The sequence below is a fragment of the Serratia myotis genome (genome assembly GCF_027474885.1).
Classification (GTDB): domain Bacteria; phylum Pseudomonadota; class Gammaproteobacteria; order Enterobacterales; family Enterobacteriaceae; genus Serratia; species Serratia proteamaculans.
On the sequence record NZ_CP099707.1, the window covers coordinates 4095767 to 4108183 of the forward strand.

The window sequence follows — 12417 nt, forward strand, 5'->3', positions numbered from 1 at the left end:
TAGCTTCATTGTTACTGCGACCATGCTCGGTACCGCTCCCTTAGCGAATGTCGAATGCCCATCGCCGCCAGATTCAACCCCACCACAATCGCCACCAGCAGGAAGGCGGTGGCAAAGACCAGCGGCCGGGCGGCTTCTACGCTCGGGCTCTGGAAGGCCATATCGTAAATCTGGAAGCTCAGGTGCATAAACTTCCGCTCCAGATGCAGATACGGGAAAATATCATCCACCGGCAGTACCGGCACGGATTTCACCACGCCCACCAGCATCAGCGGCGCGGTCTCTCCCGCGGCGCGCGCTACCGCTAGGATCAGGCCGGTCATCATTGCCGGTGCGGCCATGGGCAAAACAATGCGCCACAGCGTTTCCGCCCGGCTGGCCCCCAGGGCCAACGAGCCCTGACGCAGGGAGGCAGGAATACGCGACAGCCCCTCTTCGGTAGCAACGATCACCACCGGCAGCGTCAACAGCGCCAGCGTCAATGCCGCCCATAGTACGCCCGGCGTACCAAAGGTCGGGTTGGGCAGTGATTCCGGGTAGAACAACTGATCGAGCGTGCCGCCAATCATATAAACAAAGAAGCCGAGGCCAAACACCCCGTAGACGATCGAGGGCACGCCGGCCAGATTCACCACCGCAATACGGATCAGCCGCGTCAGCAGATTATTCCCGGCGTATTCGTGCAGATAGACGGCGGCAATGACGCCAAACGGCATCACCACGATCGACATCAGGATCACCATCAATACCGTACCGAAAATGGCCGGGAATACGCCACCTTCGGTATTGGCCTCACGTGGGCTGTCGCTGAGGAATTTCTTCACCTGCTCGCCCCAGTGCACCAGCTTCTGCGTGGTATTCATCGCATTGGGATACCAGGCATCGCGCACCTGACTAAGCGAAATAGTATGAACCTGGCCGTGCATATCACGCAGCAGCAGCGCATCACGCTGGCGATCGCGGTTCAAGCCTTCCAGTCGGTCAGACAGCAAGCGATACTGGCGCTGCAGCTCCAGCCTCTCTGCCTTGATGGACGCCTGCGCACGGGCGTCGAGCTGGTCGTCATGCTGCAGGCTTTTCTCCCGCAGCCGCAACGCGTCAAACCGTTGGTTGATACGCGCCATATCGCGGAACTGAATATCGTGCGCCTGCCGCGAAAGCGCGGCAATTTGCGGCAAACGCTGTAGCAACGCCTGACTGAGGTTACGCCCGGTCAACGGCTGGCCGTCCTCCAGCATGCCCGCCAGATAACCATAGGCGGTGCCATTGCTGTTGCGTTCCAGTACCAGCAAATTGCGCGGCGTGCTTTGGCTTAAAATGTCACCGGCCAGCAGCGTGCGGAAGTCCTGCCCTTCGCTCTCTCGGTTGCCCACCTTGATCAGATAACGTTCAAAACTCTGCGCATTCCCCGGCGGCAGCGCAACGCCGGACTCCTGCAACTGACGGCGCGGAATACTCTGCTGTTGGTACAGTTCGCCGATCATCGTCACCGGCCCGGCAGCGCTCTGATTAAGCTCAAACTGGTAGACCGGGCTGGGCCAGAAATAGCGCATCCCCTGCCCGGCCAGCAACAGCATGATGCCGATCAACGCCAGCAGGCTGACGGCCACCGACCCGGCTGTCAGCCAGACCCACGGCGAACCGCTCTTTGCCCAAAGCCTCATGGCGCCTCCTGATTCAGGGTATAGCGTTTACGCAGCCGCAGCCGGATCGCCTCCGCCAGCGTGTTGAACACAAAGGTGAAAATAAACAGCACCAGCGCGGTCAGGAACAGCACCCGGTAATGGCTGCTGTCGGCCACCGCTTCCGGCATCTCGATAGCGATATTGGCCGCCAAGGCGCGCAGCCCCTGGAACAGGCTGCCGTCAATTACCGGCGTATTGCCGGTCGCCATCAGCACAATCATGGTTTCACCCACCGCTCGGCCAAAGCCGATCATCAGCGCCGAGAAAATACCGGCACTGGCCGAAGGCAAGACCACCCGCATCACGGTTTGCCACTGGGTCGCGCCCAGCGCCAACGAGCCCTGGCTCAGCGTCGCCGGCACGCTGAACAAGGCGTCTTCCGCCAACGAGAAGATGATCGGCACCAACGCAAAGCCCATCGCCACGCCGACCACCAGCGCATTACGCTGGTCATAGTCATCGCCCAGCCAGAAATGCAGCGGTTCGCCAAACAGTTTGACCTCCAGCCACGGCCCCACGCTGAACGCCAGCCAAACGGTAAGTATCATCAACGGCAGCAGGATCAGCAGATCCATGCCCGGCGGCAAGCGGCGCGGTGCCAGCTTGTTCACCAGGGCACCGCAGGCCAGCACCACCACCGCCAACAGCAGCGGCAACGACAACACCGCCAACAGATAATGTTCAATCACCGGCGCCAGCCAGATACCGGCCACCAGCCCAATCACTACCGTTGGCAGCGCGCCCATCACCTCGATCGCCGGTTTAATCACCCGTCGCAGCCCGGCCGACATGAAATAGGCGGTATAAATCGCCCCGGCCAATGCCAGCGGGATGGCGAACAGCATGGCGTAAGCCGCTGCCTTAAAGGTGCCAAAAATGACCGGCATCAGGCTAAATTTGGCCTGATAGCTGTCCTCACCGGAGGTGGATTGCCAAACATAGGCCGGTTCGGGGTAATTCTCATACCACACCTTGTGCCACAGCGAGCGCCAGGTGACGTCGGGATAAGGGTTATCGATTGGATAATGCTGCCAGCCCTGCGCCGTTTCCAGCAGCAGACCGTCACCGCGTGGGGCGAATGCCATTTGCTGTACGCCGGTGCTCAGCCTGCCGTTCAGCAGCGGCTGCGGCTGAATGCTGGAGAATAGAGAGAAGCCGCCGTCAGGTCTCAGGGTGGCGAACACCCGACGATAGGGCTCGGCCACGAGCAGATCCTGCGGTTCTGACTGGTGGGCGAAATGCTGCACCGGGGTCAGTTGCCAGCGCTGATCCTTTTCAACATCGAACCATTCGCGTATGCCACCGTCAGCCGCTTCGATCAATAACGCGCTGCCACCGGGCAAGGCGGTCAGTTGATAAGGCGTGTGATCGCCTAAGATGCGCGTTTCTTTAAGCTGTAACTGGGTGTCGTTAATTTGATAGCGCACCAGTCGGTTGCCCGACAGCAGATACAACTGACGGCCATCCGGCGTCAGCACCAACTGCTGCACCGCGCTCTCCAGCGGGCTCTCGCTCAATTGCGGCGCTTGGTCGCTGCCAAAACGACCAAACACCAAACGGTGGTCATCAGTGACACCAGCCAGCAGATAGTGACCCTGTCGCACCTCTGACAGTGCCAGCAGCGCCAACGGCCGTCCCTGCTTATCCAGCGCTAGCGGCCGTTGTCCCAGCGGAAATAGCCACTGTGGTACAGAAGTGCTCGCGGCAGCAAAATCCGCGCTGGCAACGATAAAGCGGCCATCGGCCTGCGCCAAAGCAAACAGATCGCGTTCACCGGCGGCCTGGGTCAATAACGTCGGTTTGGTCAGCAATGGCTGCTGCGACAACGGCGTGCCCGCTGCGGCGGTGTCCTGCGGTACCAATCGGTAGAACTGCCCCAGCCCCTGCGCATCAATGCGGTACCCGATACGCTGCTGCACATCCATGCCCAGCGCCAACGCAGGCGCAGTGGCGCTGATCGGCAAAGGCTTTGCCTGCCCCATCGTTGCCGGTTTAAACAGCGGCAGCACCGCAAACAGCAGGTAAACGAAGATCAGCATTAGCGTCATCAGCACCAGTAGCCCGCTGACGGTCACGGCCGCCTGCACGCTACGGTCGATGCGCGCACGCAGCCGATCCCGGGGATGTTGGTTTACCGTAGTCTGTGCCATGTCTCTCGCTGTCGCTGATGTAAGCAGGCTTGCGCCATAGAATAACCGGGCATCTTATGTCAGTTTTATGACGTTTGCATGACAAAGTTACCCGCCAGGCGCAGCGAACTTTGCGCTACCCATCAGCATTATTAATGCTATATATTGCTGAAAAATGATGATAAACCCGATCACATCTATAAATATAAAGCATGAAATACGCCATTTTATGCCAGTTGGTGATGGCCAACAGTTCCCACGCCGCAGAAAATATATTTACCGCTTAAAATGCCTCACGCCAAGGTAATGGATGTGTTGGACTTTACTGTCAATCTCTCGCAATAATGATGAAGGACACTAGAGCGGCATCCGGGCTGCGTCCCGGATCCTTTTCTAAAATTGAACTGGAGTGGCAATGGGTCAGGAAAAGCTCTACATCGAAAAAGAACTAAGCTGGTTATCCTTTAATGAACGCGTATTGCAGGAAGCCGCAGATAAGAGCAATCCCCTGATTGAGCGCATGCGTTTTCTGGGCATTTACTCCAATAACCTGGATGAGTTCTATAAGGTCCGCTTTGCCGATCTCAAACGACGTATCCTGATCAGCGAAGAACAGGGTTCCGGTGGCGCGTCACGTCATCTGCTGAAAAAGATCCAGGCCAAGGTATTAAAAACCGATCAAGAATTCGACAGCCTGTATAACGATTTGCTGCTGGAAATGGCGCGTAATCAAATCTTCCTGATTAACGAACGTCAGGTGTCGGAGAACCAGCAAATCTGGCTGCGACAATACTTCAAGCAGCATCTGCGTCAGCACATCACCCCCATCCTGATCAACCACGAAACCAATCTGGTGCAGTTCCTGAAAGACGATTACACCTATCTGGCGGTGGAGATTATTCGCGGCACACGCATCGATTATGCGCTGCTGGAGATCCCGTCGGATAAAGTGCCACGCTTCGTTAACCTGCCACCAGAAGCACCACGCCGCCGCAAGCCCATGATCCTGCTGGACAACATTCTGCGTTACTGCCTGGATGATATCTTCAAGGGCTTCTTCGACTACGACGTGCTCAACGCCTATTCGATGAAAATGACCCGCGACGCGGAATACGATCTGGTCACCGAAATGGAATCCAGCCTGCTGGAACTGATGTCCTCCAGCCTGAAACAGCGTCTGACCGCCGAACCGGTGCGCTTTGTTTACCAGCGCGACATGCCGAATGAAATGGTGGAACTGCTGCGCGGCAAGCTCGGTATCTCCAACTACGACTCGGTGATCGCCGGCGGCCGTTATCATAACTTCAAAGACTTTATTGGCTTCCCAAACGTCGGCAAGGCCAATCTGGTCAACAAACCGCTGCCCCGCCTGCGCCATATCTGGTTCGAAAAGTTCCGCAACGGCTTTGACGCCATCCGCGAACATGACGTGCTGCTTTACTACCCATACCACACCTTTGAGCACGTGCTGGAGCTGGTGCGCCAGGCGTCGTTTGACCCCAGCGTGCTGGCGATAAAAATCAATATTTACCGCGTAGCAAAAGACTCACGCATTATCGAATCGATGATCCACGCCGCCCACAACGGCAAGAAAGTGACGGTGGTAGTGGAGCTACAGGCACGCTTTGATGAAGAGGCCAACATCCACTGGGCCAAGCGTCTGACGGAAGCCGGAGTGCACGTTATCTTCTCTGCACCAGGGCTGAAAATTCACGCCAAACTGTTCCTGATCTCGCGCCGTGAAGGCGACGAAATTGTGCGCTATGCTCATATCGGTACCGGTAACTTTAACGAGAAAACCGCGCGTATTTATACCGACTATTCGCTGTTGACCGCCGACTCACGCATCACTAACGAAGTGCGCCGAGTGTTCAACTTTATCGAAAATCCGTACCGGCCAGTCACCTTCGACAACCTGATGGTGTCGCCACAAAACTCGCGCCTGAAGCTGTATGAATTGATCGATAAGGAAATTGCCAACGCTCAGGCCGGTCTTCCGGCTGGCATTATGCTGAAAATCAACAATCTGGTGGATAAAGGGCTGGTAGATCGGTTATATACGGCATCCGGCGCCGGCGTAAAAATCCGCCTGTTGGTGCGGGGTATGTGTTCTTTGATTCCCAACCTGCCGGGGATCAGTGACAATATTCAAGTAATCAGCATCGTCGACCGCTATCTGGAACACGATCGGGTTTACGTTTTCGAAAATAAAGGTGACAAACTGGTTTATCTGTCCTCTGCCGACTGGATGACCCGTAACATAGATTACCGCATCGAAGTCGCGGTCTCGCTGCTGGATCCAACGCTGAAACAACGGGTTCTGGATATTCTGGAAATCCTGTTCAACGACACGGTCAAGGCGCGTTACCTCGATAAAGAACTGAGCAACCAGTACGTCCCGCGCGGCAATCGCCGTAAAGTGCGTTCTCAGGTTGCCATTTATGAGTATTTAAAAGCTCTGGAACAACCAGGACAGTAGGCCAGCCACTATGCCGCTAAAAAGCACTGCAACAAACAAACCGCAGGAAATCGCTGCCATCGACCTCGGGTCGAACAGCTTCCACATGGTGATTGCCCGCGTCGTCAACGGCGCCTTACAGGTGTTGGGCCGTTTAAAACAACGGGTTCACCTTGCCGATGGATTGGACAGCAACAATGTGCTCAGTGAAGAGGCAATAGAACGCGGCCTGGCCTGCCTGGCGCTGTTTGCCGAACGGCTGCAGGGCTTCCCGGCGGATAACGTCACCATCGTCGGGACCCATACCCTGCGCCAGGCGGTTAACGCCGAAGTGTTCCTCAAGCGTGCGGCCAAAGTGATCCCCTACCCGATCGAAATCATCGCCGGGCAGGAAGAAGCGCGTCTGATCTTTATGGGTGTGGAACACACCCAACCGGAAAAAGGCCGCAAGCTGGTGATCGACATCGGTGGCGGTTCCACCGAACTGGTGATCGGCGAAGACTTTGAACCGCTGCTGGCAGAAAGCCGCCGTATGGGCTGCGTCAGTTTCGCCCAACAGTTTTTCCCTGGCGGTGAAATCAGCAAAAGCAATTTCAAACGTGCGCGCCTGGCGGCGGCACAGAAGTTGGAAACTCTGGCCTGGCAATACCGTATTCAGGGCTGGCAGTATGCCCTGGGCGCGTCAGGCACCATCAAGGCCGCACACGAAGTGCTGGTCGAGATGGGCGAAAAAGACGGCCTGATCACTCTGGAACGGCTGGAGATGCTGGCGGAGCAGGTGTTGCAGTTTAAAAGCTTCAGTTCCCTGAGTCTGCCGGGGCTGTCGGAAGACCGCCAGTCGGTCTTTGTACCGGGTCTGGCGATCCTGTGCGGCGTATTCGATGCGTTGGCGATCCGCGATTTGCGCCTTTCCGACGGCGCATTACGCGAAGGCGTGCTGTACGAAATGGAAGGCCGTTTCCGCCATCAGGACATCCGCAGCCGTACCGCCAAGAGCCTGGCCGATCACTACAATATCGACCGTGAACAGGCCAAACGGGTGCTGGAAACCACCGAGCTGTTGTACGCGCAGTGGATGGCGCAAAACACCAAACTGGCGAATCCTCAGTTGGAAGCGCTGCTGAAATGGGCCGCGATGCTGCATGAAGTGGGGCTGAGCATCAACCACAGCGGTATGCACCGCCACTCAGCCTATATTCTGCAAAACACCAACCTGCCTGGCTTCAACCAGGAGCAGCAGTTGCTGCTGGCGGCGCTGGTGCGGTTCCACCGCAAGGGCATCAAGCTGGAAGAACTGCCACGCCTGAACCTGTTCAAGAAGAAGCATTATCTGCCGCTGATCCAACTGTTACGTCTGAGTACCCTACTCAACAACCAGCGCCAGTCGACTACCACGCCAGAGACCCTGCGCCTGAGCACCGACGATAATCACTGGACGCTGCGCTTCCCAGCCGGTTATCTGGCACAGAACAATCTGGTGCAACTGGATCTCGAACGCGAACAGGCCTACTGGAACGACGTGGTAGGCTGGAAACTGATTTGCGAAGAAGAAGGTTCACAGAACGAGCAACGCTCGGCCTGAGTCTGTGCCCCCTGCCAGCCGGGGGGCACAATTCAATCTTGTACCGGTAACAGCGCCACCAAGGGTTGTGGCTCGCCGATGAAATAGCCCTGCATATAGTCAACACCGACCCCTTTCAACGCGAGCAACTGCTCCATACTTTCGACGTATTCCGCCACAATGGTCAATCGCTTCATCCGTGCCACCTTGCAGATAGACGCAATCACCTGGAAATCTACCGGATTGGTCAGCATGTCGCGGACAAACCCACCGTCAATTTTCAACATGTCGACCGGCAGTATCTTCAGCCGATCGTAGCTGGCATAGCCGGTGCCGAAATCGTCCAACGCAATGCGGCAACCCATTTCACGCAGTGCCTGCAGGTTTGCTCTGGCGTAATCGGTATCCTGCAGCAAGTGCGATTCGGTTACCTCCAGCGTCAGCTGATAAGGCTCAATCCGGTGCTGCTGCAACAGGTTGTCCACATCATGGCACAGCATCGGTCGGCACAGCGAAGAAGGCGATAGATTAACCGCAAAGCGCGCACTGGGCAGTTCGGTCCGATGTCGGTCCATAAATTTCAACGTATTGCGCAATACCCAAATGTCCACCCGATAAGAAAGGCCGAACTCGTGCGCCACCGGTAGAAAATCATTCGGCGAGATGATCTCCCCCCGAGCATCGCGCATACGCAGCAAAATTTCATGATATCGATCACCACGCAGGCCAACGATCGGCTGCGCCATCAGGATAAACCCGTCGTTATCCAGCGAATGTTGTACGCCATGCAGCAATGCCACCTTGCGTTTGACCTCCTCCTGAACCAGATGACCGCCGTTTTGCACACTCTCCGGCTTGCCGCTGGTCAGGGATACCTCTGCCAGTGAGCTAAGTTCCCCCAACAGCAGGTAGAGATGTTCAAAATCGGACACCACGCTGCAAAATCCTAACCCCAGCGGGGGATGGAGCGGCAAGCCGTTCCATACCAGGCGAAATTTCTCCAGCGCGCGGTAAATCTCTGCGACCTTTGCTTCGCTGTCTTCAGCGTCCACTCGCAGCAGCAGATCATAACCCGGCAGGTGGTAAACCCCCTCGCCAGGTGCCAACACCTGATGCAATAGCGCCGCCAGTTGTTGTTTGAAGCGAATGCGTAACTGCATGCCGTAGTTACGGGTCAGTAAATCCAACTCGCTGACCCGCAGGAAACACAGCGTTGAAGGAGGGGACTGGGCCAGATCGCGCTTGAGGGCACGCAGGTTAGGCAGGCCAATCACCGGATCCTGCAGCGAGGCGCTTTGTGCCCTGGCGTGGCTCAGGCGCTGACGGGTGTTGAGTGCCGACATCAGGTAAATGCACAGAGTAAACACCACCATCATCGAAGAGATCACCGCCAGATTCAGCAACAGATTCTCACGCTGGGTATAACCGGGATAATTGAAAAACAACACCAGCAGGGTGGCGGACCAGATAATACAAATGAATTGATAACCAAAACGCATCGCGCCGTACAACATCACCGGCAGCAGCAATATCAGGCCGTAGCCCCCCAGCAGCAAAGGGCTGGCGCTTTTGGCCTGATGGCATAGCAGAGCCACCATGGTGCCCAGCACTGACAGCCACAACACCAGCTCTTTTTTATCGGCGTTTGGCGCCATTTCGCGGCCAAAACGCCGCCAAAGGGTCAGAACAAACCTGGGCTTGTTCAATATGCGCAACATAAAGTAGAACAACGGCATGGCCGAAAGGCTGCCCAGCAGCAGAGCCTGAAAATTAACCAAGGCCAGCAGATGACTGCTCTCGCCAGACATCATCCCCAGCTCATCAGGCAATTGAGCGAGGCCGACCAACAGCTTCAGGCCGAAGACAAACAGCAACGCCGGCAACACCACCAGCCAGATCAACCGCGCCTTGACCAGCGCCGGTACCCCCGGGGCCGCACACCAACGCCGCTGGGTCTGGCTGCGGTACCCCAACCAGCACAGGCTCAGGCAAAACAGGTACAGCAACATCACCAACATGCCGCTTTCCAGCCCCAGTCGAAGACAGTAACGCAGCATGATGGCCAGGGTAATGCCCGGCAGCGCACGCCAGTCATAAACCATCAGCAGTGCCATGCAGGCCGTCAGTGGCAGATAGAGCAAATAGACTTTGCCCTCGGGCAGCATAATGCGCGGTGACAACCCACCGGCAAACGGGATCAAAAACAGGCCCCAGATGAGGGGATACCCCCACCAGCGCTCACGCAAATGCTTCCAGAATATTGGCTTAATCATAAAAATAACGAGTCCTTCAGAGCGTAATTCCATTCACGCGTTCAGGTAATAAGGCAGGTTCCTTTACGTACCTCTCTCCATTCATGAGGCAAAGTGAAAATAACATATGCGACAGGGGAATGGGGGGAATTTTAGGCGCTGGGGTCAGCGGAGGCTTGACTGCGATCAATCAAAAAAGAAAAGTTGGGTAATAATATGTAAAGCCATATTTTGTATTGCCTTAACCCGCTGATCCCAGTGACAAACTCAAACCCGAGTTAAACACCGGTGAAATACCTGGTTTTGCCGTCCGGAAATAAATAGACAATATTTGTCATCGATAGCTAAAATTCCGGTTACAATTTATCGGCTTTAATCACCCGCCATCCCCAGACAGGATCGAGGAAAATGTAATCGCCCTCTCCCGCTGGCAAGGCCGCGGGTATAACACAGGAAACCGGCATGGCCGGGTGATATATGCGTAAAAAAACCACCGGACAGATGACGAAAATAGTGCTGTTTATCAGCTTTATCATTTTGGTCGGCCGTCTGTTGTATGCCGCGGTTGTCGCGGTGCCCCATCATCAGGAAAAAAAGCTCGCTCCTTATCAAAGCACCACCGAGATCGGCGGCGAAAACCAGGACACAACCCCCTGAACCCACAGACTCGAGCTTCTCTGCAGGGCTTGCGAATAGTTAAGCAGCCTGCCGGCGTATCGGCATGCCAGGCCCCTTACTTATTCCTCAGCTTCTGCACCCATTTCATAAAAATGACGCCTACATTCACTATGCTCTATGTTGTCCAGAGTCCGTCTGTAAGGATCACCGAGTGCCAGTAAGGAATACCATGTCAGCCGCAACGCATAACGTTCAAAAAGTCGCTGAGTATCGCCAGCGCATTCTTTCTCTGCTGTTAAACAACAAAGACCTGGTCGACGGCATTCTCGGTCGCCCAGGGGATGGAAATGCCCTCAGCAAAAGTGAACTGCTAAACCAGACTGCTGAAATCACCGGCCTGCTGGACGATATGCACGCCGCTGACCTGGCAGACTTGCTGGAAGCCCTGCCGCAGGACGAGCGCCTGGCAGTATGGCGATTGATCGGCAACGCCAAACGCGGCCAGACGCTGGTGGAAGTGGCCGAACCGGTGTGGGACAGCCTGATCGAAGAGATGAGCGACAAAGACCTGCTCAAAGCGATCAAAACGCTGGACGTCGATGAACAGGCCTATCTGGCGCAATACCTGCCGCGTAACCTGATGGGTCGCCTGCTGACCTCGATGGATCCGGAGCAACGCGCGCAGGTGCGCGAGATGATCCACTACGGTAAAGACACCGTCGGTTGGATGATGGACTTTGAACTGGTTACGGTGCGCCCGGACGTCACCCTGGGGGCGGTACATCGCTTCCTGCGCCTGCGCAAAACCATTCCGGCAGCCACCGATAAACTCTTTGTCACCGATCGTAAAAATACCCTGTTGGGCGAATTGCCGCTCACCGCCGTGCTGCTAAATGATCCGGAAACGCTGGTGCAGACGGTAATGGACAGCGATCCCACCCGTTTTTTGCCGGAAGATAAAGCCGAGGCCGCCGCCAGCGCGTTCGAACGTTATGACCTGATTAGCGCCCCGGTGGTCGATGCCAAAGGCAAGCTGATGGGCCGCCTGACCATTGAAGAGATCGTTGACGTGGTCAACGAAGAAAGCGACAGCAACCTGCGCCGCATGGGGGGCTTAAGCCCGGAAGAAGACGTGTTTGCCCCGGTCAGCAAAGCGGTGAAAACCCGTTGGGCCTGGCTGGCGATCAACCTGTGTACCGCGTTTATTGCCTCACGCGTTATCGGCCTGTTCGAACACACGATTTCGCAACTGGTGGCGCTGGCCGCGTTGATGCCGATCGTCGCGGGAATCGGCGGTAACACCGGCAACCAGACCATCACCATGATCGTTCGTGCGCTGGCACTGCATCAGATTGAGGTCGGCAATATTTCCCGCCTGATGTTCAGAGAGCTGGGGGTCGCCATCATCAACGGCGTGGTCTGGGGCGGGATCATGGGGATAGTCACCTGGTTGCTGTATGGCGACTGGGCAATGGGCGGCGTGATGACGCTGGCGATGATCCTCAACCTGCTGGTGGCGGCGCTGATGGGGGTGGTGATCCCAATGACCATGTTAAAAATGGGGCGCGATCCGGCGGTCGGTTCCAGCGTATTGATCACCGCACTGACCGACACCGGCGGCTTCTTTATTTTCCTCGGTCTGGCCACCATTTTCCTGCTCTGAATCCTGACGGCCGGCGACAACGCCGGCTTTTGCCACCGCTCACTAAAACCG

At 56.3% G+C, this 12417-nt stretch carries 7 protein-coding genes; 4 read left to right on the forward strand and 3 right to left on the reverse strand.

The window, feature by feature from the left end; translation table 11 throughout:
* Positions 1-11: 11 nt before the first annotated feature.
* Both pstA and NHG65_RS19370 read right to left on the reverse strand, forming a co-directional pair.
* Positions 12-1664: a phosphate ABC transporter permease PstA gene (gene pstA, locus NHG65_RS19365; RefSeq protein ID WP_499182555.1), complete on the reverse strand. Its 1653-nt coding sequence runs from the start codon at positions 1662-1664 to the stop codon at positions 12-14.
* Positions 1661-3835, reverse strand: coding sequence for an ABC transporter permease subunit (locus tag NHG65_RS19370; protein ID WP_499182556.1), 2175 nt, complete (start codon positions 3833-3835; stop codon positions 1661-1663). Before NHG65_RS19370 ends, pstA begins: the two co-directional genes overlap by 4 nt.
* A gap of 394 nt (positions 3836-4229) precedes the next feature.
* Between NHG65_RS19370 and ppk1 the strand changes: the two genes are divergently transcribed.
* Positions 4230-6293 carry a polyphosphate kinase 1 gene (gene ppk1 / locus NHG65_RS19375; protein WP_099062599.1) on the forward strand — a complete coding sequence of 688 codons (2064 nt, stop codon included), beginning with the start codon at positions 4230-4232 and terminating at the stop codon, positions 6291-6293.
* 10 nt (positions 6294-6303) lie between these two features.
* Positions 6304-7854: an exopolyphosphatase gene (gene ppx / locus NHG65_RS19380; protein WP_112348675.1), complete on the forward strand. Its 1551-nt coding sequence runs from the start codon at positions 6304-6306 to the stop codon at positions 7852-7854.
* A gap of 32 nt (positions 7855-7886) precedes the next feature.
* On the opposite strand, the gene NHG65_RS19385 is transcribed toward ppx, so the two are convergent.
* On the reverse strand, positions 7887-10106 hold the full coding sequence (locus NHG65_RS19385; protein ID WP_499182557.1) for an EAL domain-containing protein: 2220 nt from the start codon (positions 10104-10106) through the stop codon (positions 7887-7889).
* Between the two features lie 456 nt (positions 10107-10562).
* Here NHG65_RS19385 and NHG65_RS19390 point away from each other — a divergent pair, with 456 nt between their 5' ends.
* Both NHG65_RS19390 and mgtE read left to right on the forward strand, forming a co-directional pair.
* Positions 10563-10742 carry a YfgG family protein gene (locus tag NHG65_RS19390; RefSeq protein ID WP_129936405.1) on the forward strand — a complete coding sequence of 60 codons (180 nt, stop codon included), beginning with the start codon at positions 10563-10565 and terminating at the stop codon, positions 10740-10742.
* Positions 10743-10932: 190 nt separating this feature from the next.
* Positions 10933-12366, forward strand: coding sequence for a magnesium transporter (gene mgtE, locus NHG65_RS19395; protein ID WP_099062603.1), 1434 nt, complete (start codon positions 10933-10935; stop codon positions 12364-12366).
* Positions 12367-12417 lie beyond the last annotated feature (51 nt).